Annotated in this window: 19 protein-coding genes; 7 read left to right on the top strand and 12 right to left on the bottom strand. The window is 68.5% G+C overall.

What is annotated here, in order from left to right:
* Positions 1-17: 17 nt before the first annotated feature.
* Positions 18-1,121: a trypsin-like serine peptidase gene (locus tag AC5L36_RS04135; protein WP_441213984.1), complete on the bottom strand. Its 1,104-nt coding sequence runs from the start codon at positions 1,119-1,121 to the stop codon at positions 18-20.
* A gap of 191 nt (positions 1,122-1,312) precedes the next feature.
* Here AC5L36_RS04135 and AC5L36_RS04140 point away from each other — a divergent pair, with 191 nt between their 5' ends.
* Positions 1,313-1,732, top strand: a complete 420-nt coding sequence (locus AC5L36_RS04140) for a helix-turn-helix transcriptional regulator (RefSeq protein ID WP_441213986.1) — start codon at positions 1,313-1,315, stop codon at positions 1,730-1,732.
* Here AC5L36_RS04140 and AC5L36_RS04145 read toward each other — a convergent pair.
* The 3 genes from AC5L36_RS04145 to AC5L36_RS04155 are packed head-to-tail and all read right to left on the bottom strand — an operon-like array spanning position 1,716 to position 3,738.
* Complete coding sequence (locus tag AC5L36_RS04145; RefSeq protein ID WP_441213988.1) at positions 1,716-2,699, bottom strand: nucleotidyltransferase domain-containing protein; 984 nt, start codon at positions 2,697-2,699, stop codon at positions 1,716-1,718. The genes AC5L36_RS04140 and AC5L36_RS04145 overlap by 17 nt on opposite strands.
* Complete coding sequence (locus tag AC5L36_RS04150) at positions 2,696-3,085, bottom strand: DUF1801 domain-containing protein (RefSeq protein ID WP_441213990.1); 390 nt, start codon at positions 3,083-3,085, stop codon at positions 2,696-2,698. The genes AC5L36_RS04145 and AC5L36_RS04150 overlap by 4 nt, the downstream gene beginning before the upstream one ends.
* Before the next feature lie 2 nt (positions 3,086-3,087).
* Positions 3,088-3,738 carry a fibronectin type III domain-containing protein gene (locus AC5L36_RS04155; protein WP_441213992.1) on the bottom strand — a complete coding sequence of 217 codons (651 nt, stop codon included), beginning with the start codon at positions 3,736-3,738 and terminating at the stop codon, positions 3,088-3,090.
* Positions 3,739-3,864: 126 nt separating this feature from the next.
* Here AC5L36_RS04155 and AC5L36_RS04160 point away from each other — a divergent pair, with 126 nt between their 5' ends.
* Positions 3,865-4,707 carry an LLM class flavin-dependent oxidoreductase gene (locus AC5L36_RS04160; protein WP_441213993.1) on the top strand — a complete coding sequence of 281 codons (843 nt, stop codon included), beginning with the start codon at positions 3,865-3,867 and terminating at the stop codon, positions 4,705-4,707.
* Here the strand turns inward: AC5L36_RS04160 and AC5L36_RS04165 are convergent.
* Positions 4,704-6,308 carry an FAD-dependent monooxygenase gene (locus tag AC5L36_RS04165; RefSeq protein WP_441213995.1) on the bottom strand — a complete coding sequence of 535 codons (1,605 nt, stop codon included), beginning with the start codon at positions 6,306-6,308 and terminating at the stop codon, positions 4,704-4,706. The genes AC5L36_RS04160 and AC5L36_RS04165 overlap by 4 nt on opposite strands.
* 129 nt (positions 6,309-6,437) lie before the next feature.
* Here AC5L36_RS04165 and ctaD point away from each other — a divergent pair, with 129 nt between their 5' ends.
* Together ctaD and rraA are read left to right on the top strand one after the other, a co-directional pair.
* Positions 6,438-8,165, top strand: a complete 1,728-nt coding sequence (gene ctaD, locus AC5L36_RS04170) for an aa3-type cytochrome oxidase subunit I (protein ID WP_441214474.1) — start codon at positions 6,438-6,440, stop codon at positions 8,163-8,165.
* Between the two features lie 29 nt (positions 8,166-8,194).
* Entirely contained in the window at positions 8,195-8,662 is a 468-nt protein-coding gene (gene rraA / locus AC5L36_RS04175) for a ribonuclease E activity regulator RraA (RefSeq protein ID WP_441213997.1), read from the top strand.
* Between the two features lie 88 nt (positions 8,663-8,750).
* Here rraA and AC5L36_RS04180 read toward each other — a convergent pair whose 3' ends face one another.
* From AC5L36_RS04180 to AC5L36_RS04190, 3 genes are read right to left on the bottom strand one after another with little or no spacing between them, the layout of a single operon-like run.
* Positions 8,751-10,277: a tripartite tricarboxylate transporter permease gene (locus AC5L36_RS04180; RefSeq protein WP_441213998.1), complete on the bottom strand. Its 1,527-nt coding sequence runs from the start codon at positions 10,275-10,277 to the stop codon at positions 8,751-8,753.
* Positions 10,274-10,804, bottom strand: coding sequence for a tripartite tricarboxylate transporter TctB family protein (locus AC5L36_RS04185; protein WP_441213999.1), 531 nt, complete (start codon positions 10,802-10,804; stop codon positions 10,274-10,276). Before AC5L36_RS04185 ends, AC5L36_RS04180 begins: the two co-directional genes overlap by 4 nt.
* Positions 10,801-11,808, bottom strand: coding sequence for a Bug family tripartite tricarboxylate transporter substrate binding protein (locus tag AC5L36_RS04190; RefSeq protein WP_441214001.1), 1,008 nt, complete (start codon positions 11,806-11,808; stop codon positions 10,801-10,803). Before AC5L36_RS04190 ends, AC5L36_RS04185 begins: the two co-directional genes overlap by 4 nt.
* A 106-nt stretch (positions 11,809-11,914) precedes the next feature.
* On the opposite strand from AC5L36_RS04190, the gene AC5L36_RS04195 reads away from it, so the two are divergent.
* The 3 genes from AC5L36_RS04195 (at position 11,915) to AC5L36_RS04205 (ending at position 16,605) form a co-directional block, all read left to right on the top strand.
* Entirely contained in the window at positions 11,915-13,540 is a 1,626-nt protein-coding gene (locus AC5L36_RS04195; protein WP_441214003.1) for a sensor histidine kinase, read from the top strand.
* Positions 13,540-14,211 carry a response regulator gene (locus tag AC5L36_RS04200; RefSeq protein WP_441214005.1) on the top strand — a complete coding sequence of 224 codons (672 nt, stop codon included), beginning with the start codon at positions 13,540-13,542 and terminating at the stop codon, positions 14,209-14,211. Before AC5L36_RS04195 ends, AC5L36_RS04200 begins: the two co-directional genes overlap by 1 nt.
* Positions 14,212-14,283: 72 nt before the next feature.
* Positions 14,284-16,605: a PKD domain-containing protein gene (locus AC5L36_RS04205; protein WP_441214007.1), complete on the top strand. Its 2,322-nt coding sequence runs from the start codon at positions 14,284-14,286 to the stop codon at positions 16,603-16,605.
* Positions 16,606-16,673: 68 nt separating this feature from the next.
* On the opposite strand, the gene AC5L36_RS04210 is transcribed toward AC5L36_RS04205, so the two are convergent.
* From AC5L36_RS04210 to AC5L36_RS04225, 4 genes are read right to left on the bottom strand one after another with little or no spacing between them, the layout of a single operon-like run.
* Positions 16,674-19,832, bottom strand: a complete 3,159-nt coding sequence (locus tag AC5L36_RS04210) for a helicase HerA domain-containing protein (RefSeq protein ID WP_441214009.1) — start codon at positions 19,830-19,832, stop codon at positions 16,674-16,676.
* Positions 19,829-20,479 (bottom strand): hypothetical protein, encoded by a 651-nt coding sequence (locus tag AC5L36_RS04215; protein WP_441214010.1) that lies wholly within the window; start codon positions 20,477-20,479, stop codon positions 19,829-19,831. The genes AC5L36_RS04210 and AC5L36_RS04215 overlap by 4 nt, the downstream gene beginning before the upstream one ends.
* Positions 20,472-21,527 carry a DUF559 domain-containing protein gene (locus AC5L36_RS04220; protein ID WP_441214011.1) on the bottom strand — a complete coding sequence of 352 codons (1,056 nt, stop codon included), beginning with the start codon at positions 21,525-21,527 and terminating at the stop codon, positions 20,472-20,474. The genes AC5L36_RS04215 and AC5L36_RS04220 overlap by 8 nt, the downstream gene beginning before the upstream one ends.
* The gene (locus AC5L36_RS04225; protein WP_441214012.1) at positions 21,527-23,689 is read right to left on the bottom strand and encodes a hypothetical protein; all 2,163 of its coding nucleotides are present in this window, start codon (positions 23,687-23,689) and stop codon (positions 21,527-21,529) included. Before AC5L36_RS04225 ends, AC5L36_RS04220 begins: the two co-directional genes overlap by 1 nt.
* Positions 23,690-23,813 lie beyond the last annotated feature (124 nt).

Genomic DNA, 23,813 nt, shown 5'->3' on the forward strand with positions numbered 1-23,813 from the left:
CCCCGCTGGTGAGGTCGTCAGACGAGTGCCGGCCCGACGAAGTTGACGCCGGCGGCGCGCAGGAGGCGGTCGTCGGTCAGCCGCCACAGCGGGACGGCGTTGTTGCCCGACAGGTATCGACCGCCGAAGTGAAGCCCCACCACCTGGTGTGTCTCCAGGTCGAACACGGGTGAGCCGGAGTTGCCGCCCAGCGTCGAGCAGTCGTGGACGAACCGGTCGCTGCCGTCGGTCCACGCGGTGATCAGGCCCGGTTGGAGCCGCTTGACGTCGTAGATGTTGCTGAAGATCTGCCGCATGTAGGTCGGGTCGTTGCGGCGTCCGTCCCAGGCTGGGTAGCCGATGACGTAGACCGGCCGCTCGGTGACCTCGCCGGGCCGGCTCGCGGCGACCAGCACCGGATCGGGCAGTGGCCGCGCCGCGCCGCCGGTCGGTGCGATCCGCAGGACCGCGAGGTCGAAGTGGTCGTGGATGCCGACGATGCCGGTGATGTCGAATGCGAGCGGTTCGAGCGCGCCGTGCTCTTCGTTGAAGTCGAGCGACGCGGACATGCCCGCCTCGAACCGCCACTCGTCGCCCTCGGCGCGGGCGAACTCCCGAGCCACGTGGCGATTTGTAATGATCGCGTCGGGGCCGGCGAGAAAGCCGGTGCCGATCCACTCGTAATCGGGATGGCCGACCACCTCGACCCGACCCACCCGGGCGATCGAGGCTTTGATCTCTTCGCGATGGCCGTCGAGAAACTGCCATTCGACCGGGGTGCGAACGAAATCCCCACCTTGGATGAACAGCGGGGGCCGGCCCTCCAGCACGATGATCGCCTCGAGCCCGACCTGCTCGCGCGGGGTCAGCTCGTCGTCCCTGCCTTCGATCACTTTGCGCAGGCCAGCGGTGCCCTCAAGGAGGAGCTGCTGCCGCTCGGCCGCCGCGGCCCGGGCCACGCCGGACACGCCGGCGCGGTCGGGCAGCTCGCCGGACGGAGCGGAATCGATATCGGGCTCCGCCGGGTCTGCCGGCTCGGGCAGCTCATTTTCATTGGTCGTGGACAGCCGGCCTTCCAGATCGGACAGTCGATCGCCAAATACGCTCCGGACCGCCTCCACGACGACGCGCCGATCTGCCATTTCAATCACCTTCGATGGGTTTCGGGCTTTCGAATTCGATCGTGTTGTCGCTGGCGAATAGCGCTATTTAGCTCAGGTTAGCCCGCGGCGTCGTGGCCGGGGCGCGATTTCGTCGGCGCCGCTGTCGGATCAACGACCGCGCTCGCTCCCACGGCGCGCGACTTGATCACCTGCGGGGCTATCCTGGCTGGGTGAGGCTTGAGGAGCTCCGGCACCTGCGGCGCGCACGCGACCTGATCGACCGGGAGTATGCCCGGCCGCTGGACGTGCGGGCGCTGGCGCGGGCCGCCTACATGTCTCCGGCGCACTTCTCCCGGCAGTTCCGCGCCGCGTTCGGCGAGACGCCGTACAGCTACCTGATGACCCGGCGGATCGAGCGCGCCAAGACCCTCCTGCGCCGCGGCGACCTGAGCGTCACCGACGTGTGCATGGCCGTCGGGTGTACCTCGCTCGGCTCGTTCAGCACCCGCTTCACCGAGCTCGTCGGGGAGAGCCCGAGCGCCTACCGGGCGCGCAACCACGCCGACCTGGCACCTATCCCGGGCTGCTGGTCAAAGCTTGTCACCCGGCCGAGCCGGCTACGAGAGGCGCAGGTCAGTCCCGCGTCGTAGCGGCGACGAGCTCGCGCAGCTCGGCCAGGTGTGCGTCGAGGGCGGGGTCGGGGGTTTCGGTCCAGGGTCCGTCGAGGTCGGGGCGGTGCCGCGTGACGTGCACGGTGAAGGCGGCGATCTGGTCACGGGCGTTTTCGGCCCAGGTGACGTCTTCGCCGACCGCGGTGCGGGCGGCGTAGCACAGGTCGATACGTTCGCGCAGCCACGCTGGAGCGAGGTCGGCGCGGCGCCCGGCGGTGGCCGGGTCGGCGGCGGCCAGGACCGCGACGCGGGCGGCGAGTGGGCGTTGGCCGTGACGTTCGGCCATGCGTTCGAAGCGGGTCCACTCCCGGCCCATGGAGCCGAGCCGTTCACCCCACCGCTCGATGAGGACCAGCCGCAGCGCGCGGGCCGAGACACGCAGCAGGTGGGTGGCCTTGGCCGGGTCCTCGAACTGGGCCTGGGTCGCCTCGGCGAGGGCGTCGGTGGCCTGCCGGCGCCAGGTGTCGATGCGGGCGGCGACGACCGCGGGGTCGAACCGGACGGTGCGTATCCAGGTGGCGAACGCGTCGCCGAGCGCGTCGTCGGGGTCGGCGGTGCGCCCGCCGTACGCCTTGTCCAGGCCGTGAAACCAGCGCGGGTCGCCGACGCGCGCGGCGGCGTGGTCCGGCCCGGCGGCGACCGCCTCGCGGATCTCGGCCGTGGTGAACGCGAGCCAGCCGACGTCGAGGGTCTGTGCGCGGCCGGACGCGGCCCACCAGTCGACGAGCGTGGCCCGGCGCTGGTCGAGCTGGGCCGCGGACTCGGCGGGATCGGCGCGGTCGTCGTAGATGGGTAGCAGGTCGATGTCGGACATCGGCCAGGGCTCGCCCCGCCCGAGGCTGCCGGCGACGATGAGGCCGTGCAGGCCAGGCGTTTGTCCGAGCACCGTAATGGCTTCGTCGAGGCGGTCGTCGATCAGCTGCCGCCACCGGTCGGTGGGCTTCACCCCTTGAGCTTGCGCCACCCACCGGCGCGGTTGTTGTCCGCGATGTGGCGCAGCATCGTCTTCAGCGCGGGCACGTTGATTTTCTGGTCGCGGTAGACGGCGATACACCGGGCGGTCTTGTTGTCGTGGCCGCTGGTGATGATGCCTTCGGGATCGGGGACGATCGCGCCGTCATAGAGAAACAGATTGATGTGGTCTTTGGTGGCCAGCAGGGCGCACACGTTGCCGTTGAGCACGAAGTACGGCTGGACGGTGCGCTTGATGGTCTCTTCGATCTCCGGCTCCGCGGCGTGGATGATGTCGCGCAGCTCGCCGCAGATGGCCTGCTGCCAATCGGGGAGCGCGTCGATGTAGGCGTCGACGCGGGGATCCTTGACGTAACTCACGGTCACACGTTACTGCGCCCCGTGGGAGGTGGGTCGATCGCGAGGCTCAGCTCGGTGGCCGGTGAGAACCGGTTCATCATGTCGTAGGCGCGCACGCTCACCCGGTAGATCCCGTATCCGCTGTAGGGCACGTACGCCTTGGTGTTGCCGACGTTTCGGACCAGGGTGTCGTTGAGGTAGACCTCGTAGCCCTTGACGGCGATGTCGTCGCGGGAGGCGTCCCAGCCGACCTGGAGGAATCCGCGTGCCGGGCCGGATATGCGCAGGTTGGTCGGCGCGCTCGGCGCACTGATGTCGAACCTGAACGTGGCGATCATCGCGGGAGAGGCGTTGCCGGCGGCGTCGACGGCCCGGATCGCGTGGGTGGCGCCGGTCGATGGCGGCGTGTTGCCCAGCGGGATGCTCGTGCTCGTGGTGGTCGCGCTCACGCCGTCGTTGCCGAAAATCTCGTATCCCACGACGCGGGTGTCGTCTGTGGACGGACTCCAGGTCAGTGACCACGCGGTGCCGTCGACGCGGAAACCACCGATCGGCGTGGTTGGCGGGGTGACGTCCAGCGGTCGGCAGGGAGCGGCGTGCGCGGGAGTGGCGGCGAACGCGGCAACGACGAGCCCGAGGCCCATCGCCACGAAGCGCCCATTAAATTGGCCCATGTCGATCGATGGTAAGGGTCGATCCGGGCCCGGACCAGACCGCCGGCAGTGCGTATTTACGCAGGTCACTGGGGTGTGGGGCCGTGCGGGACCTTCGATGCGCCGCGGTGCCCCTACCATCGGGAAATGATCGAATCGAACGTCGCGCCCGCGCGCCCAGCCTTGCGCTCCGGACTGTTCCTGCCGCTCTTCGACGAGCTCGCCGACCCGGTGCTCGTCGCCCGACTCGCCGCCGAGGCGGAAGAGGCGGGCTGGCACGGCGTCTTCGTCTGGGACCACGTGCACTGGCGAGAGCCGGTGACCGAGCTGGCTGACGCATGGATCACGCTGGCGGCCATCGCCACGTCGACCGAGCGGATCCGGCTCGGCCCGATGGTCACCCCGCTCGCGCGGCGCAGGCCGGTCAAGCTCGCCCGGGAGACCGCGACCCTCGACCGCCTCAGCGGTGGCCGTCTCAACCTCGGTGTCGGTCTGGGCAGCGACAGGTTCGGAAACGAGTTCTCCCTCACCGGCGAAGAGCTGGACGACCGGCGCCGTGCGGGCATGCTCGACGAGTCACTCGAAATCCTCGCCGCCGCCTGGTCCGGCGAGACCGTGCGGCACCGGGGCGAGCACTACGTGGTCGACGGCATGCGGTTTCTGCCCCGGCCGGTGCAGCGGCCGGGCGTGCCCGTGTGGGTGGCGGGCTTTCCCGGAAAGCCGAAGCCGATGCGCCGCGCGGCCCGCTATCAGGGCTTCGTCCCGATCAACGTCGAGAATCCCGACCAGCTCGCCGAGATCGTCGCCGACCTCGCGCGGCTGCGCGGCCACGATCCGGAGTCGCCCTTCGACGTCGTGGTCGACCTGCCACCGGGTACGGATCCGGCGCCCTACGCCAAGGCCGGTGCGACATGGTGGCTGGTGGGGCCCGCGTGGGACGCGATCTCCGTTGACCAGCTGCGCGGTGTGATCCAGGACGGCCCCGCCTAGCGGCAGAAGACCCGCGCCAGCGCCGCGCCTACCGCCTCGCCGGCGTCGTCGACCGCCTCGCGGGCGCGCCACGCGACCACGCCGTCGGGGCGGACGAGCGAGGCGCCGCTCGGGCCGATGCCGTACGCCTTGGCGAACTCGCCCCGCGGATCGTCGACGTCGCCGCCCGCACCGACGCGGCACACGGCCAGCGGGGCACCCAGCCGCTGGACGGCCCGCACCCACGCGGTGCCGTCCGGGCCGGTGAACAGCACCGCGTCGCAGCCGATGACGTCCAGTGTGGACAGTTCGGTGTCGCCGCGCCGCAGGGTCACGTGTGGGGCACGCACGCCGGGCCGGCCGGTCGGCGCCCGCGGGTCCTCCCACTCCGCGTCGACGTCCACGTCATCATCCACAATGGACCTCGAACGGTAGCGGTAGCCGAGGTCGATCAGGGCGTCGTCGATCACCGGCTCGAGACCGTCCGTGCCCAGCCCCGGATCCAGCCGGGTGACGTAACGGGTATACGCCTGCTCGACCGTCATCCGGGCGACCGGCAGGCGCTCCGCCTGGTACGTGTCGAGCAGGTCGGCGCCGGCCCGCCCGTCGAGCACGTGGGCGAGCTTCCAGGCGAGGTTGTGGGCGTCGTGCACGCCGGTGTTGCCGCCGTAGCCACCGGTCGGCGGCATGACGTGCGCCGAGTCGCCGGCCAGGAAGACCCGGCCGGCGCGGAAACGCCCGGCCCACTCGGCCGCGGCGTTCCACCGCTGCACGTCCTCGATCTCCACAGGCAGGTCGGGCGCGCCGAGGGCGTCACGCACGTACCGCACGCAGTCCGCCTCGGTCGCGGTCGCCCCGATCGCGGTGGTGCGGTTGCCGTCGCCGTCCAGCGCCGAGTTGACCACCAGGAAGCCGGACCGGCCGTCGAAGGAGAAGCGGAAGAAACCTTGCAGGCGCGGGTTTACCACGTAGACGACGCTGAGGTTGCGCCCGCGCAGCAGCGGCCGCACGTCGCCGCGGAAGTAGATCGTGATGCTGTCGGAAAAACTGCCGTGCCCGGCCATCTGGATGCCGAGCTGCTGGCGGACCGCGCTGCGCACACCGTCGGCGGCCACGGCGTAGGCGGCCCGCACCGTCGACTCCTCGCCGGTGCCGCGGTCGCGCACCAGCGCGGTCACCCCGTCCTCTTCGACCTGGAGTGAAACGAGCTCGCAGGAGTAGCGCAGCTGCCCACCCAGCGCGGCGGCCCGCGCGCGCAGCACCGGCTCCAACCCGATCTGGGTCACGAAGATCCGCGGCGACGGGCTCAGGTGCTCGACGCCCTCGTTGATGTTTTCGAAGAACCACTGCAACTCGCGGCCGCTCAGCGACTCCACCGCCACGATCGCGCCGTTCTGCTCGAACTCCCGCTCGGCGGCCGCGATCACCTCTTCCTGGAGTCCCACGCCGCGAAACAGCTCCACGGTCCGCTGCATCAGGAACGCCGCGCGGGGGTGGATGGCGGTGCCGGGGTGGCGCTCGACCACAAGGTGCTGCACACCGTGGTGGGCCAGGAAGACAGACATCGACAGGCCGACAAGGCTGCCGCCCACGATCAGCACCGGAGTCTCCACGTGCCGCATACGCAGCAAGCTACTCCGCGGCGATCGGCGCGGGAAGGCATGAACGTCGATGTTTGGTGCGGGAGGGCCGGGGAATGCCGCGCGCCGGGGGTGAGCGCCGTGACCAGGATAGAACCGCGTCCGAGCCCGATGGTGGCACGGCCGTGGCCGGTGCGCGAGCAGGTCCGCGGGTCGTTCCTGAGCCGCACGCTGCGCTCGACGGACGCCAAGCAGATCGGGATCATGTACGGCGTCACCGCGTTCGCGTTCTTCGTGATCGGCGGCCTGATGGCACTGCTGATGCGCGGTGAGCTGGCCCGCCCGGGCATGCAGTTTCTCTCGCCCGAGCAGTACAACCAGCTGTTCACCATGCACGGCACGATCATGCTGCTGCTGTTCGCGACGCCGATCGTGTTCGCCTTCGCCAACTACGTGGTCCCGCTCCAGATCGGCGCCCCGGACGTGGCCTTCCCGCGGCTCAACGCGCTCGCCTACTGGCTGTTCGCGTTCGGTGGCGCGCTCGTCGTCGCCGGGTTTCTCACCCCGGGCGGCGCCGCCGACTACGGCTGGACCGCCTACACACCCCTGTCGACCGCCAGGCATTCGCCGGGCGTGGGGGCCAACCTGTGGCTCGTCGGCCTGGTGCTCTCCGGCCTCGGCACGATCCTCGGCGCGGTCAACATGATCACCACGATCCTGACGCTGCGGGCACCCGGCATGACCATGTTCCGGATGTCGATCTTCACGTGGAACATCCTGCTCACCAGCGTGCTGGTGGTCCTGGTGTTTCCGCTGCTGGCCGCGACCCTGCTCGCCCTCGCCGCGGACCGGCTGCTGGGCGCGCACGTGTACGACCCGGCCACCGGCGGGCCGCTGCTGTGGCAGCACCTGTTCTGGTTCTTCGGCCATCCCGAGGTGTACGTGGTCGCGCTGCCGTTCTTCGGCATCGTCAGCGAAGTGATCCCGGTCTTCGCCCGCAAGCCGATCTTCGGCTACAAGGGCCTGGTCGGGGCGACCATCGCGATCACACTGTTGTCGATGAGCGTGTGGGCGCACCACATGTTCGCCACCGGCCAGGTACTGCTGCCCTTCTTCTCGTTCCTGAGCTTTCTGATCGCCGTCCCGACCGGCCTGAAGTTCTTCAACTGGATCGGCACCATGTGGCGCGGCCAGCTCACCTTCGAAACCCCGATGCTCTTCTCGATCGGGTTCCTCGTCACCTTCCTGCTCGGCGGCCTCTCCGGCGTGCTGCTCGCCTCCCCGCCGGTCGACTTCCACGTCACCGACTCGTACTTCGTGGTCGCCCACTTCCACTACGTGCTCTTCGGCACCATCGTGTTCGCCGTGTACGCCGGCATCTACTTCTGGTTTCCCAAGGTGACCGGCCGCATGCTCGACGAGCGGCTCGGCCGGGTGCATTTCTGGCTGACGTTCATCGGCTTCCACACCACGTTCCTGGTGCAGCACTGGCTGGGCAGCGAGGGCTTTCCCCGGCGGTACGCCGACTACCTGCCCACCGACGGGTTCACCACGCTCAACACGGTCTCCACGATCGGTTCGTTCGTGCTGGGCGCGTCCACGCTGCCGTTCCTCTACAACGTGTGGAAGTCGTACAGGGCCGGGCAGGAGGCGACCGTCGACGACCCGTGGGGCCACGGCAACTCGCTGGAGTGGGCCACGTCCTCACCGCCACCGCTGCGAAACTTCGACCGCATGCCGCGCATCCGCTCGGAACGGCCCGCCTTCGACCTGAAGTTTCCCCACCTGGCCGCCGGCGGCCAGTCCGAGGCCGGCCCGCCCGAGGGCGGCGCCAAGCCGTTGACACGCGAATCCCGCGGCGGCGCCACCTACCAGGAGGACACCTCGGACGAGCACTGAGCCGCCCGCCAGCCGACTACCATGATCGAATGCCTGACTTCGCGACCGCGGACCTGTACGACGAACTCGGCGACGCGCTGGACTCCTGCGACCTACAGCTCAAGCAGTTCGGCGCGCGAACCCACTTCCACGGCCGCATCGTCACGGTCCGCTGCCACGAAGACAATGCGCTCTTGAAGTCTGTGGTATCCGAGCCGGGTGAGGGCCAGGTGCTCGTCGTCGACGGCGGTGGATCGGTTCACCGGGCCCTCATGGGCGACGTCATCGCCGCGCTAGCCCAGGGCAACGGCTGGGCCGGCGTCGTCGTCAACGGCGCCGTGCGCGACGTGGCGGCGCTGCGCACCATCGACATGGGCATCAAGGCGCTCGGCTCCAACCCCCGCAAGAGCACGAAAACCGGCGCCGGCGAGCGCGACGTCGAGGTCACCTTCGGCGGCTGCACCTTCCGCCCCGGCGCCGACCTCTACAGCGACGAAGACGGCATCGTCGTCAAATAGACACTGTGGTCGCTGTCCATTGGTGGTGAAGCGCGGAGGGTGAGGCCGCGGGAGCAGCGGTCCGGACCACCGCGGACATCGCGGTAGCTCAGATTTTGGTCATTGTTTGGCTCTTTGGGCTTGTGGTGGTTTTGGCGGGGGGGACGAAACGGCGCAGCAGCGGCCAGAGCAGGATCACCGCGATCGCCGTGTAGATCAGGTAGGACACCGGGCCGCCGATCAGGCCGGACAGGTCGCCGCCGGACAGCTGGAGTGCCATGCGGCCTTGCCGTTCGGCGATGGGGCCGAGGATGACGCCGACGATCAGGGGTAGGACGGGCAGGCCGAAGCGGCGCATGGCGAAGCCGAGCAGGCCGAGGGTCAGCAGCAGAAACAGGTCGAACGGCTGGGCGTTGACGGCGTAGGCGCCCATCGAGGCGAAGAAGACGATGCCCGCGTAGAGGTAGGGGCGGGGGATCTGGAGCAGCTTCGCCCAGGCCGGTGCGAGCGGGAGGTTGAGCACGAGCAGTAGCAGGTTGCCGACGAACAGGCTGGCGATCAGTGTCCACACCAGAGTGGACTCGCGTTCCAGGAGCAGTGGCCCGGGCTGGATGCCGTAGGACTGGAACGCGGCGAGCATGACGGCGGCGGTCGCGTTGGTGGGCAGGCCCAGGGCGAGCATCGGCACCAGGGTGCCGGCGGCCGAGGCGTTGTTCGCGGCTTCCGGGCCGGCGACGCCCTCTATGGCGCCTTTGCCGAACTCTTCCGGGTGTTTGCTGAGCTTCTTTTCGGCCGTGTACGACAGGAAAGTGGGTAGCTCGGCGCCGCCGGCCGGCATGACGCCGAACGGGAAGCCGAGGGCGGTGCCGCGTAGCCAGGGGCGCCAGGATCGGCGCCAGTCTTCGCGGCCGAGCCAGGGCTGCCCGACGGGGATGACCTCGTCGGCCTTGCGGCGCAGGTGCGCGGCGACCCAGAGGGCTTCGCCGATGGCGAAGATGCCGACCGCGACCACGACGACGTCGATGCCGTCGGCCAGTTGGGGGATGTCCAGGGTCAGGCGCTGCTGGCCGGTGACCCGGTCGATGCCGATCAGCCCGATGACGAGGCCGAGCAGCAGGGCGGCGAAGCCTCGTATCCGGGAGGCGCCGAGCACCGCGCTGACCGCGATGAAGCCGAGCAGCATGATGGCCAGGTAGTCCGGCGCGCCGAGGCTGATCGCGAATGTCACCATGACCGGGGTGACCAGCACCAGCAGCAGGGTGCCGATGGTGCCGGCGACGAACGATCCGATCGCGGCGGTGGCCAGGGCTTGGGCGGCGCGGCCGGTTCTGGCCATCTTGTTGCCTTCGATGGCGGTGACCACGGAGGAGGATTCGCCGGGGGTGTTGAGCAGGATCGAGGTGGTGGAGCCGCCGTACATGCCGCCGTAGAAGATGCCGGCGAACATGATGAACGCGTGCGCCGGCTCCATCCCGTAGGTCAGGGGCAGCAGCAGCGCGACGGTCATCGCCGGGCCGATGCCGGGCAGGACCCCGACGGCGGTGCCCACGGTGACGCCGATGAGCGCGATGAGCAGGGACATCGGCGTCAGGATGTGGCCGAACCCGTCGAGCAGGCTGCTCAGGTTGTCGATCACAGTATTCCCTGCAATATGCCGGCGGGCAGGTTGACGCCGAGCCCGATCGCGAACCCGTAGAAGGTGAGCAGCGATAGCGCTACGGCGATCGCCGCGGTGAGCAGGTAGCGGCGGGAGCCGAGCGCGAACGCCGCGCCCCAGAACAGCAGCGTCCCGCTGATCACCCAACCCAGCGGCTCGATCAGCACCGCGTTGAGGGCGAACGCGGCGATCAGCAGCAGCACGGTGCGCCAGTCGACCTTCGATCCGAGGTCGATGTCTTCGCCCTGCTCGGGTGCGCCGGTGCCGCCGCGGGTCACATCGATCGCGTACACCACGGCGACGACGAGCAGCAGGACACCGAGGATGATCGGCACCGGGCGGGGGCCGATCGGGTCGTTGCTGCTGGTGGCCTGGCCGGTGCGGCTGGCGTCGACGATCACTAGGACGCCGACCAGGGCGAGGAAGGCGCAGATGCCGTACTGCGCGCGATCCCGGGCCCCGGTCCGGCCCGTCTCGGACTGGACCGGGGCGGTCGCCTGGCTCACGTCAGCCCCAGCCCGGTCAGGATGTCGGCGACGGCTTTGTCCTGCTCGGTGAGGAACGTGGCGAACTGGTCGCCGGTGACGAACGCGTCGCTCCAGCCGTGCTTGGTCAGCTCCGTCTTCCACGCCTCGGTGTCGTGCATCTTGGTCAGCACGTCGATCCAGGTCTGCTTGTCGGCGGCGGAGATCTCCGGCGGCGCGACGATCCCGCGCCAGTTGGTGAAGATCAGGTCGATGCCGGACTCCTTGAGGGTCGGGGTGTCCTTGACCGCGTCCAGGCGCTGCTCGCCGGTCACCGCCAACACCCGGACCTGGCCGGCCTCGACCTGGTCGAGAAACTCACCCACACCGCTGGCCCCAAAGGCGATCTTGCCGCCGAGTACCGCCGGCAGCAGCTCGCCGCCGCCGTCGTAGGAGACGAAGTTGACCTGCTTGGGGTCGATGCCGACGGTCTTGGCCAGCTGCATCGGCAGCAGGTGGTCGGGTCCGCCGGGCGACGAGCCGCCGCCGACGGCGACCTTCTTCGGGTCCGCCTTCCACGCCGCGACAAGGTCGTTGATCGTCTGGTACGGCGAGTTCTTGGGCACCACGATCGCCCCGGGCTCCTCGATCACCTTCGCCAGCGGTGTGGTCTGGGTCAACTTCGCCGGCGACTTCTGGGTGTACGAGGCGCCGACCACGCCCAGCCCCATCTGCATGGCGAGCTTGCCGTTGCCCTTCTCGTTGACCGTGCGCTGGAGCCCGACGGTCCCGCCGGCGCCGGACAGGTTGAACACCTCGACACCGGAAGCGATCTTGCCGTCCTCCATCACCTTGGCGATGGTTCGCGCGGTGGTGTCGTACCCGCCGCCCGGGCTGTTGGGCACCATGAGCCGCAGGTTGGTGACTGGTTTGTCCCCGGACGTCCCACTGGCTTCGTTATCGTCCGCGGTGGCGCCGCACGCGCTCAGCGCGAGCATCGACACGGCTGCGGCCGCACCGACGAGCGCCTTCGTCGAAGTTTTCATCGCGGTTTCTCTTTCGTTTCGAGAGAGGCTGGCGCGATGATGGTGGCCCCGCGGCAGGCGGTACGTCTGCCTTGCGTTAACAGCGAAGGTTAAGAACATTGTGGTCGTGATCTCCCGGCGACCGACGCTGGCCGGTCAGCTTTTCGCGCTCCAGCTCGCGATCATCGTGATCGTGCTGGTCGCGGTCGCCGCGCTGTCGCTGGCCCAGTCGACCGCCACGTTCGACCGGGTCGAGGGCCGCCGGGTGGCCGCCCTGGCCGAGCAGCTGGCCGACAACCCGCTGGTGCGCGCCCAGCTCGACGAGCCGGCCCCGCGCGAAGCGCTGGCCCCGCTGGTGCAGACCAGCCAGACCCAGTCCGGCGTCACGTCGGTGACCATCGCCAACGCCCGCGGGATCGTGGTCAGCTCGACCAACCCCATCCTGATCCGCGGCCAGCTGCCGTTCGGCGATCCGCGCGTGGCCGAGGGCCGTGGCTGGTCCGGCGAGCTACGCGTGGACGGCTCCCGGGAGCTGGTCGCCCAGGTGCCGGTCCTCGGCGCGGAACGGCACAACCTCGGCCAGCAGCTCGGCTTCGTGATGATCGGCGAGGCGTCACCGACGATCTGGCAGCGGGCCCGCAACGCCACCTCCAATCTGGTCATCTACCTCGGCCTGGCCAGCCTCGTCGGGCTGATCGGCTCGTGGCTGCTGGCCCGGCGGATCAAGCGCCAGACGCTCGGGCTCGAGCCGCGTGAGATCGCCGGCCTCGCCGAGCACCGGGAGGCGATGCTGTACGGCATCGCCGAAGGCGTCATCGCGCTCGACCCGCACCACCGCGTCACGCTCGTCAACGCGGTCGGCCGCACGCTGCTGGACCTGCCCGAAGACTGCGTCGGCAAAAGCCTGACCGAGCTGCGGATCGAGGGCCGGCTGCGCGACGTGCTGACCGGCTCGGACCGCGACGGCCAGGCCCGCGACGAGGTCGTGCTGCGCCGCGGGCGGGTCCTGGTGATGAACCAGATGGACGTCACCAAGGACGGCCACCGGCTCGGCTCGGTCACCACCCTGCGCGACCGCACCGAGCTGGCCCAGCTCGAACGCGAGCTCGGGTCGTTCCGCAGCAGCACCGAGCTGTTGCGGGCGCAGGCACACGAGTTCGCCAACCAGCTGCACACCATCTCCGGCCTGATCCAGATCGGCGAACACGACGAGGTCGTGCGATACGTCGACGCGCTCGCACGGCACCGCGAATCGCTCGACCTGGCGCTGACCAGCCGGATCCACGACACCGCCGTCGCCGCGCTGCTGATGGCCAAGTCCGCCCAGGCCGCCGAAAGCCGCGTGCAGCTGCGCATCTCCGAACGCACGTCACTGGACCGGCTCGATCCCGCCGACTCCGCCGACGTGGCCACCGTCGTCGGAAACCTCGTGGACAACGCGATAGACGCCGCCACGGCGGGCGACCCTGGGTGGGTCGAGGTCGAGCTGCGCCAGGACGCGTCCACAGTGGAGATCGTGGTCCGTGACTCTGGTCCTGGGGTGGCGGCGGAGCTGGCTCAGGAGGTTTTTTCGCACGGCTTCACGACCAAGGCGGCCAAGGGCGGGGAGCGGGGGATCGGTCTTGCGCTGACCCGGCTCGTCTGCAAACGCCACGGCGGTGAGGTCGCGGTGTCGAACACGTCGCCTGGTGCGGTGTTCACCGCGCGGCTGACCGTCGGAGAGCCGGCGATGAGTTCTTCGAAGGGTGCCTGATGATCGGCGTGCTCGTGGTCGACGACGACTTCATGGTCTCCCGGATCCACTGTGGATTCGTCGACCGCATCCCCGGCTTTCACGTCGTCGGCACCGCACACACCGGCCAGCAGGCCCTCGACGCCACCCGCGACCTGCGCCCCGACCTGCTGCTGCTCGACCTCTACCTGCCCGACATGTTCGGCCTCGACGTCGTGGCCAAGCTACGCACCGCCGGCCACGAATGCGACGTCCTGGTGATTTCCGCCGCCAAAGAAGCCGAAGCGGTCCGCGGCGCCGTCCGTCACGGTGTCATCAACTACCTGCTCAAACCCTTCGGCTTCGACGACCTACGCCAACGCCTGGAGCAGTACGCCGCCCAACGCAGCGGCATGTACATCGCGGAGGTACACAACCAAGCCGATGTCGACCGGGTCCTCGCCCGCGCCTCCGGACGCACCTCGACCGCACTCCCCAAAGGACTCAGCGCCGAAACCGCCCAACTCGTCGAAAACGCGCTCCGCGCCGCCACCGAAACCCTTTCCGCGGCCGAATGCGCCGACCAGATCGGCATCTCCCGCGTCAGCGCCCGCCGCTACCTCGAACACCTCCACGACACCGCCAAAGCAACAGTCACACTGCGATACGCCGTACCGGGACGCCCCGAACGTCGATACCGCTGGACTGGTTAGCCGATAGCCGCTACCGGTCGCTCATGATCTCATCGCGGTGACTTTCTCTCTCCGCACACATGGGGGCCAAGCGTGCGCAGGACGTTCCGCGCCGGCATCACCGCGATCGCGTTGACCGGCGGCACCGTGGTGGGTGTCGTCACCCCGGCTCACGCCGCCGCCCCGGTCCTCTACGTCAAGCAGGACGCCGCCGTCTGCGCGGACACCGGTGCCGGCACGCAGCAGCAGCCCTTCTGCACCATCGGGGCCGCGGCAGCGGTCGCCGGCGCGGGGCAGAGCGTGGAAATCGCCAACGGGCAGTACGGCGAGCGCGTCACCATCGCCCGATCCGGAACCCCGGAGCGGCCGATCGTGTTCCGGGCCGCGACGGACGCGGTGGTGCAGCTGTCCGGGCCCACCGCCGGCATCGTCATCGACGGCCAGCACGACATCGTGCTGCGGGGAATCCGCGTCAACGGAGGCACGGACGCGCCCGCCCTCGACGTCAGCCGCTCGTCGGCCATCGCCGTCGACGGCGGCAGCTACACGATGTCCGGGACCCCAGCGACCGTGCCCGCGATCCGGCTGGCCGAGGTTCACGCGTCGACCTTGAAGAACATCAGCGTCGCCGGCCGGGTGCCAGACGGCATCCACATCGACACCTACAGCTCAGGTGTCGTCGTCGACACCGTCTCGGTGAGTGGCCCGGTCAGTGACGACGGCAGGCTCGCCGACGGCATCGAGGTCGGTGGGCGTGACAATCAGGTCATCAACAGCACCGTCGACGGCTGGACCGGCGCCGCCATCCTGGTCTGGCACACCGCCGCCGACACCCTCGTGGTCAACAACCAAGTCAACGGCGGACCCGGCCACGGCATCCACAGCCGCGGCCCTCTCCGCACGTACATCGTCAACAACACGGTGAAGAACCGCTGCGCCGACGGCATCCGCGCAGACGCTTTCACGAGCAGCACGTCCATCGAAAACAACGTCCTGATCGACAACGGCACCTTCGACGCCAATCTCTGCGGCGAGGCGCCAGCTGACGGCGTCGACATCGGGATCTACGAGGACGCGGTCGGGCATACCCGCGTGGGCTGGAACAACACGCGTAAGCGGGACGGAAAGCTGAACTACGCGTGGGACGGCACCCGGATGAACGCGCACACGTTCTTCCTGACGTCGGGCGAGGGAGCCGGCGACAGGGAAACGCTGGACGCCACCGAGGACATCGACTCGGCCTACGAAGCCGCGTTCGGATACCCCCAAACCGACCGGCTCGGCAGGGCCCGCATCGACGACCCGGACGTGCCGAACACCGGCGTCGGCGTGGACGGCGGCTACGCCGACCGCGGCGCCGTCGAGGCGAGCCACCTCCCAGAGCCTCGCGCCACCTTCGCCCTGGACCTCGCCGCCGCCACGGTGAAAGTGGACGCCTCCACCTCGCTGCCCGGCACTGTCCCGATCGCCTCCTACGAGGTCGACTTCGGCGACGGCACCATCGTCAAGCAGACATCGCCGGTCGTCAGCCACCGCTACGCCAACCCGGGCACGTTCAACGTCAAGACCACAGCCATCGGGACCGACGGCCTGTCAGCGTCCCGCACGGACCAGATCTCCGTACTGCGGGCCACCGCCACCGCCGGGCTGATCTCCCTGCCCCTGCTGCGGTACGTCGGCGGCAGCCAGTCGGGCACATCGCTCGACGTCAACCGGGACTCCCTGACCACCGACGCGCAGCTCGATCTCGCCGACGCCGGCTCCGGACACGTCGCGATCCTGCACCGAGCGACCGGAAAATACGCCTCCGCCGACACCGCCGGCACCCAGACACTCCGACTCGGACGCGTCGCGGTCGGCAACACCGAAAAGTTCACGCTCATCCGCAACGCCGACGGCAGCATCAGCCTCAAATCAGTGGCCAGCGGCCGCTACCTCAGCATCGTGGCGCTCGACAACCCGTTCTTGATCGCCAGCCGCACCGCCATCGGCGCGTGGGAGAAGTTCTACCAAGTTAAGATCGTCGACGCGGCGCGCTCTTTCAAGGCCAGCGCCAACGGCAAGTTCGTCTCCGCCGAACAGGCCGGCACCAAGCCCCTGATCGCCAGCCGACCCGCGGCCAACCTCTGGGAAAAGTTCGACATCGTCGACCTGGGCAGCGGGAAGGTCGCGCTGTTCGCCCGGGTCAACAACAAGTTCGTCGCCGCCGAGTCCGGTGGGACGAAGCCCCTGCTCGCGGGCCGGGTCGCGGTCAGCTCCTGGGAAACGTTCACCCTCATCCGCAACAGTGACGGCACGGTGAGTTTCAAGGCCGCCGCCAACAACCTCTATGTGTCGGCCGAGCAGGCCGGCGCCCAGCCACTGATCGCCAGCCGACCCGCCATCAACACCTGGGAGAAGTACACAATGAGCTGACGGAGTGGGATCGAGCCACGGCGTCACATCGGCGTAGCGGATCAACCCCGCGCGCAGGTTTCGGATGACTAGCGCGCACGGGCGCGGTCGAGGACCTCCTCGGTCGTCAGCGGGCTCTTCGGGTGGTGGCTGAGGCACAGCGGCGTTCGCACCTTTTGCGGGGCCTCGCCCTCGGCCGCGACGTAGAACTCGCCGGTGCTCAGCCGTGAGACGTCTGGGACGTCTCCGCCCTTCGCCTTCGCCATCTCACGTGCGGCTTCGATCTGGATCGGGCTGTTCAGTAGGCCGTAGAACTGGGTGGCCGCGTTGCCCGGAATGCGGTTGTGCAGTCCCTTCGGCGCCTGGGTGGCGAATACCAGCCCGAGACCGTACTTGCGCGCCTGTGAGGCCAGGGCAAGGGTGCTCTGTGTGCACGCCGTCATGGTCCCCGATGGTGCGAGGGTCTGGGCCTCGTCCATCACGAACAGGCCGAGCAATGGCCGATCTCCGGCCGGGTGCTTCTTGATGTGTGCGAAGAGAGCCATCTCCAGTTGGTTGACGAAGCTCTGGCGCATGTCGTCGGAGGGGAGGCCGACCAGGCTGATCACCGAGATACGCGCACGCTTTCCAGCAGACGGTGTCAGCAGGATGGCCGGGTCCAACGGTGTACCGTCGCCGCCGAACATCGGGTCGTTGTCTATCGACGCAGTGAGTGTCTGAGCCAGGCCGCTGGCTATCTTGTCGGCTTCTTCGAGCCCGCTGACCCCGTCCGGCAGGTCGGCAAGCGTCTCGATCAGGCCGCGCAAGGTGCTGCCGCCGCGCCGGCCGTAGTGATCCACCGCGCGTCGCAGGACAGCAAGGCCGAGGTGCGCCTTTGCGGCCCGACTGTCCAGCCGCGCCCGCGGGGTCAGCGCGGCCACCGCCGAGTCGACAGCCTCGTTGAACTCGTCTGGGTCATCGAGCACGCTCGTGAAGTCTGGCAATGGTTGGAAGCTCAGCGGTCGTCCGGTTTCCCGCCTTGGCGTCCACACGACGACCTCGGTGCCGGCGATGTAGTTGGCGGCCTTCTCCGCGTCGCCGCCGCCCCATGCTTTCGGCGCCGAGGGCCACGGATCGCCGAGCCGGGCAAGGTCGTTGTTTGGATCAAGCACGATGGCGGACACGCCTTGGAGGGCGCATTCCTCGACCAGGCGCCGGATCAGCACCGTCTTGCCCGATCCCGAGCCGGCGAAGATCGCGACGTGCTTGCGCAACGACTCGAGGGCCAGGTTGACGGGTTCACCGGTGGTGTGGTCGTGGCCCACCGTCAGCGTCGGCGCCGCTTGCTGTGACTCGCCGGACATCTGCGTCAACGGAGTCGGCTCAGCGGTGGCGGCTGCCGGTTCTTTCGACGGCGTCGGCGACTCCGACACAGCCGCCATGGCCTGACGGAAGATCTGGATTTCGCTGGCTGGTCGTCGTTGTATCAGCCATGCGGGCAGGTCGACGGCTGCTTCGTCGAGCATGACCTTGAGCGCGGCCAGGGCACGGAGGTCAGACTCTTCGAAGGCCAGCGTCATCGTGTTCTTGGACTTGAGTCCCTCGATGATGTTCAGCGTCTTCGGACCGGTCCACGCGCCTTTGCGCAGGAAGTAGAGTCGGCGCTTCGGCACCTGGTATTCGACACCCGCCGCCGTGACCGCTCGCTTGATGCGATGCAGCGCCGCCACGCCGTGATGCTTGGCGCTGATCGCCCGGAAGGACCAGTGCGCCTGGTCCTCGGTGCGTTCGTTCAGAGTGCGGCGAAGCCTTGCGTGGAGTGCGGGTTTGGCGCTCGGCGGACCGTCCTGGTGAAAAGTCTCGTCGGTCCCCCCTTGTTCGATGATCCATGCCGTCAGCCCAGCCGAAAGCAGGCCCGGCACGACGGTGTCTTCACGATCGGGGTCGAGCGGTGTCACGACGTCGGCTTCGTCCTTCAGTTCGCTGAAGCGCGCGTCAAATTGCTTGGCTACGTCGTCGGTGATGCTTGTAGGGACGAGCGCCGCCGCACTCGGCTCGCTGCTTGGTGGTTCGCCTAGGCGCTTGAGCTCTCGGACCTGGTCGTTCAGCACACAGTCGCGGACGTGGGCGTCGATCTCGATAAGCAACTGCCGCGGAGTGAACTTGGCGGCGGTGTCGAACGCCTCGGGACGGATCGGCCACGATGGGTAGGGCGGTGTGAACCGGACCTGCCGGAAGCTGTGGGCAAACCGCTTCTCGATGAGGCTCCGGGCGATGGCGGCGTCCCGGATCGTCAACATCTCCTCGGGTTCGCGGAAGCGGTCCCGCACGGTGTCGGTGGCTTTGCTCTTGATGAGCATCCACGATGGTGGGATGCAAGCCACAAGGGTCAGCGTCCGGCGGGTGTCCTGGCGCAACGCCATGAGCCCGTGCGCGATCTGTTCGATGACGAGCAGCTGTGCCCAGTCGTCGGCGTTTGCCGGTTCGGGCTGGTGCCCCTCGTGTGATGCCACCGACGACTGTGAGATCAACGTGTCGATCTGGTCGACGGCCATAACGGTGGGGCCAGTCAGTGCGAGGAGCTTGGACAGCTCGCGGACGATCTCCTGCGCGGTGCGCGGCTTCCGTTTCATGCGCCACGGTGCGCGCTCCCCGGGTTCGGCCTCCGGCTCCGAGCTGAAGTAGTTTTCCGCGAGGTCGCGATGCGCGACGTTATCCGAGGCCGACAGTGCGAGCGCGCGGGCGGTGTCGTCACACTCGCGTGCGACCAGCCGGTCGTAGTCGCCCAAGCCGAGGACGAAGGCGTCCAGCGCCGCCGGAGTCAGTTCGGTTTCCCCCATGACGGCACGCCGTGCCGACCGGGGCGCGCCAACCACCGACGAAAGCCGCCGTAGGAACAGTCGCAGCTGGGTATCACTACCCGGAACGCCTCGAAAGAGGCCTTCCAGCATCGAGGCCAGGACGCTGTCCCAGAATCCCTTGGCATCGAGCAGGCTAACCAGGAAGAAGTAGCCACCCTGGTCCTGGATCTGTTGGCGAACCCATCCGAGCAGGTGGGTCTTTCCCGAGCCACGTCGGCCCTTCAATATCAGGCCGAGCGGGCTGGCGTCCTTACTCGCTTTCGCGTCGGCCATGCCCGCGAGGACGTCGTTGACCACGCCTTGGTGCAGCCCTTCGACATGGAACGGCGACGGGCGCCAGACGTCGTCGGGTACCGGCGCCCAGTCGAACCTGAGCGCTGCCAGTGCTTTGCGTTCGTCTTCGTTCATCGCGTTCCGATGGCAATCAGGTGGGTGTCCTGCCCGCCAACCCGAACCGCGTTGCGGCGATCCTCGGCGGTGAGCGTCTTCTGGTTGGATTCAGGCATCATTTCCACGTCCTCCGCCCGGCTGAGCAGCCGGAAAGCCTCGTCGAGCACCTCACCGGGCACGTCAGCGAGTTTCTGGCGAAGGTATGTGTGCTTAAGCCAGGCACCGGGATGTGGGACTAGCGAGCCGTAGACCTTGCGAATCCGCACGTCGAGGTCGTCATCATCGGGCACCGCGACATCGTCATCGGTTACCGGGGCGGTGCGGGAGAACATCTCTCCGAATCTGCGATACGCGCCACCCTTCAGCACCCGTTCCCGGAGGTTGTCGTGCAGCGCGCTCAGCGCCGCTCCCAGCGTCCTGGCCCGTGGACTGTCGAAGTTGAGCTCTTGGTGCACGCGGTCCCAGCCCTTGTCGTCCAGCACGTGGACGAAGGATCGGCCCTTCTTCTCGCTCCTGACGTAGCCTGCGTCGTTGAGCTTTCTGCGGCTTTCGCCAGTCAAGGTTATCTGGTAGAGCTTTTCCAGATCAGGGTTGGAAACTTCTCGTGCCTCCGCCATCAACACGATGAGCAGCGCACTCTCGGACGGAGTGAGATTGTCAGCCACTATGCGGTCCTTTCGCCATGTCATGCCTTCGTGCCCGAATGAGATGTTCGATTTGCGCCGCTACCGCCTGAACATCGTGCATCACTCGCGCGTTGGTGAACCGGAGAACGGCGTAGCCGTCCAGCTGCAACTGCACGTCGCGGACCCGATCGGCGTCGTACTGCTCGGGCCGGCAATGCTCGACCCCGTCCAACTCCACCACCACACGCTCGGTGGGCCACAGTAGGTCGGGCCGAATCGGGCTCCGTACCAACGTCGGCTGATACGCGGCGTTCCAGATCCGACCGTATGCCCACTCCTGGCGCGCCAGTACCGCCTCAAGCGCGGCCTCGACGCTGCTGCGTGGATGCGGTCGCCCAAGGACGGCCAGTGGTGCCCGCGTCGACGCCACGTCGGTTTTATGCGGCACCGGCAGCAGGTGGACGCTGCCGACGCGCTCAGGGTTGGGTGATTCGGTGCCGGTGAGCCATACGCCTAGGCGGCCGCGACCGGCGAGCCACTCCACAGCCGCTACCACGACGTTGTTGGCGGACGTCGGTCCGGGCTTCGTCTCGGTAGGTATGGCCAGCACCAGCCGGTCGCGCTCGTACCCCCTCGCGACGATGCGGGCAAGGCCGGCGACCCGCACCTCGGGCCGCAGTCGCGCGCGCGAGGGTCGGCCGGTCAGCGCGCGTTCCGCCAGATCGGCCAGGAAAGCACTGGAATAGCCCGCGACGCGCGCCCGCTCGGTCGCCACGGCCCGGATCGCGGTCAGCGCGGCGCCCTGCGGACCGTCGAGCTCATCCACCTCAGGAAGCCATCCGGGGAGGAGCTGTCGGGCGACCGCGTCAAGGGCATCAAGCACCTCGGCCACAAAGGCAGCCACCGAGCCGGTCGCCGACGGCGCCATCACGACGGTCGCCGGGAGATCGCCGAATCGAGCGACAGCCGCGGCGACGTCTCCAGCCGAGGCACCCGAGATGTGCACCACTCGATCGAAGGGAACCCTGGCCAGTTGGCGGTGCCAGGCGGCCTCGCCATCGCGCAGCATCGTGATCGCGTCTCCCATCACGCCTCACGCGGCCTATATGGAACGCCGTCCGCGTCGAGACCGTACGCACGGAGACGGTCGACGAGCGGGCGATCGACGGTCTCCGTGGCGTTGAGCAACGCCACGAGCCGATCGGCGGCCTGGAACGTGCCCGCATCGACTTCGCGTCTGAGTTCGGCCTCGTTTCGCAGCTCGAACAACAGTGCGGTGAGCTGCCGGGCCGCCGCCTCGTCTCCGCTGCCGATCCGGCGCCGCAGATAGGCGAGCTGCGCCTGGATCGCGGCTCCGTCGATGGTCGTGCCGGAGGCGAGGAGCTTGGCCAGCTGACGAGAGGCGGCCTCGTCACCGGCATCCGCTCGCTGCTGAAGGTCGTCTACCCGGCCGTGCGTCGCCAGCAGCTCGGCCAAAGAATTGGCGGCCGGTTGGTTGCCCCCATCCGCGCGCTCACGCAGTTCATCGACCGCTCCACGGTCTGCTAGCAGGGCGGCGAGGTCCTCCGCGGCGAGGAGGCTGCCGGCGTCGGCTCGCGCCCGCAACGCGTCGGCTTCGCCGGCGTCGACAAACACCTCGGCCAGGCGCCGGCCAGCCTCGAAATCGCCATCCGCCGAGGCCGCCCGCATTTCGTCGATACGCGGGGCAAGCGTGAGGATCTGTTCAAGCCGGTCGGCGGCTGGTCGATCGTCCGGGGCGTCCCGCAAGTGTCGTTGCAGCAGGTCGACTGCCTCCCGCTCGCGGCCACTCCGGAAAAGCACACCCGCGAGTTCGGCAGCTCCCGTGCCATGCCGGTCGAAAAGCCGGCGCAACGCCTCTTCCTCGTGGCAATAGCGCATCCGCGCGTTCGCCGCGGCGGCGAGGCGACGGAGGTCCTCCGCATCCTCGGCGGCGGAGATCAGTGTCTCCCACGCACTGCGCGGAGGGCACTCGGTACGCCGGATGTGCTGGGCCACGTAGTCGGCAACGACGTAGCCGGCCAGCAACCCGGCCTGGCCGTCGTCGACCGGTGTCAGGGCGGACACCGCACCGTGGAGCTCCTGCCCGCCGAAAGCCAGGGCATCCGCCAGCCATCGCCGCGGCCGGTTGACGCGCTGCGACGAGGTCAGATACCCGCTGATCGCCGACTCGAAGGCGTTCTCGGCGACCGGTGACAGGACTCCGAGCCGCCGCGCGTCGGCGGCGAAACTGATGACGGCTTTGGCGTAGGGATCCGGCGCCTGTTCCCACCGGTGCAGCAGGTCGGGTCCGGCAGCGAGCACCTGAGTGAGCCCGGCGTCCTTGACATCGAGCGCGAGCCGGATTCGAGTGTCGGTCTCCGCGATGCGCTCGGCCTCCGCCTGCTCCGGCCCCGACAGTACGTCCGGCACGCTCACGACCTCGGCGAGTTCGAGGAGGCGGCGATCGTTCTCGTGTTCCGCGGGAGCGCCGAGGCCGCGTGGCGTCTTCCTCTTCAGGTAGTCGTCGGGCCACAGGGTCGCGACCACGATCGCGGGAAACTGGAGCAGCCGAATGACGTGTTCTTTGGTCAGCCGAAGGTCGGCACCGAAGAAGCGGTGCATTTCATCGAGCCAGATAATGATCCTTTGCCGTGGACCATCCAGCAGTTCGACGATCTCGCCGGTGCCGGCCGGCTGAACAATTGGCCAGTTCGGAGCGACTACATGGACAGCCTCGTACAGCGATCTTGTCTTGCCCGAGGATGATCGGCCGACCAGCACGACGAAGCAACCCCGCTCGATCCCCGCGGAAATGAGCTTCCGCAAGTCATCGTCGAAGTCACGGCTAACGTACTCGGGCAAGTCTCCAATGCTTTCCTCGGCGGAGATCGCCGCGTGGATCCCCAGCTGACGGGGTGATACCTCGTCGAAGCGCGGTATCGGGCTGGCCGGCTGCGTCTCGGCGAGCCGATTCCAGGCCTCCTGCCAAGTCGCCTGATCGGCCTGAGCCACGTCAAAGACCTTGAGCAGGCACGACAGCACCTCCTTCGCCGGGCGCTTGCCTTTCATCACCGGGCTCAACGTCGCCGGCGGCAGGTCACGCGGAAGTTTGAGGCGCTTGGCCCGCAACTGAATGGCGGCGAACGACATATCTCGATCAGCTTTCAGCCGATTGAGGAGCTTCCCGAACGCCACCCAGTCCTGGACGTCCGCAAGATCGGCAGCACTGACGATTGCCAGGTAGCTCAACCCCCTTGCGCACGCCTTGACGCTGTTCGACGGAGGGCGTCGAACGTTCGCGAACAGCCTACGAACCGCCTCTCCGGAAAGCCATCGTCAGAGTTGAGCGCCAGGATCATCCGAACGGACCCCT

The sequence above is a fragment of the Phytohabitans sp. LZ39 genome (genome assembly GCF_059359075.1).

Coding starts and splice junctions, on each gene's coding strand:
- AC5L36_RS04135 (WP_441213984.1), bottom strand. CDS start 1,121: ATGGCAGATCGGCGCGTCGTCGTGGAGGCGGTCCGGAGCGTATTTGGC.
- AC5L36_RS04155 (WP_441213992.1), bottom strand. CDS start 3,738: ATGGGCCAATTTAATGGGCGCTTCGTGGCGATGGGCCTCGGGCTCGTC.
- AC5L36_RS04160 (WP_441213993.1), top strand. CDS start 3,865: ATGATCGAATCGAACGTCGCGCCCGCGCGCCCAGCCTTGCGCTCCGGA.
- AC5L36_RS04165 (WP_441213995.1), bottom strand. CDS start 6,308: ATGCGGCACGTGGAGACTCCGGTGCTGATCGTGGGCGGCAGCCTTGTC.
- ctaD (WP_441214474.1), top strand. CDS start 6,438: ATGGTGGCACGGCCGTGGCCGGTGCGCGAGCAGGTCCGCGGGTCGTTC.
- rraA (WP_441213997.1), top strand. CDS start 8,195: ATGCCTGACTTCGCGACCGCGGACCTGTACGACGAACTCGGCGACGCG.
- AC5L36_RS04190 (WP_441214001.1), bottom strand. CDS start 11,808: ATGAAAACTTCGACGAAGGCGCTCGTCGGTGCGGCCGCAGCCGTGTCG.
- AC5L36_RS04200 (WP_441214005.1), top strand. CDS start 13,540: ATGATCGGCGTGCTCGTGGTCGACGACGACTTCATGGTCTCCCGGATC.
- AC5L36_RS04210 (WP_441214009.1), bottom strand. CDS start 19,832: ATGAACGAAGACGAACGCAAAGCACTGGCAGCGCTCAGGTTCGACTGG.
- AC5L36_RS04220 (WP_441214011.1), bottom strand. CDS start 21,527: ATGGGAGACGCGATCACGATGCTGCGCGATGGCGAGGCCGCCTGGCAC.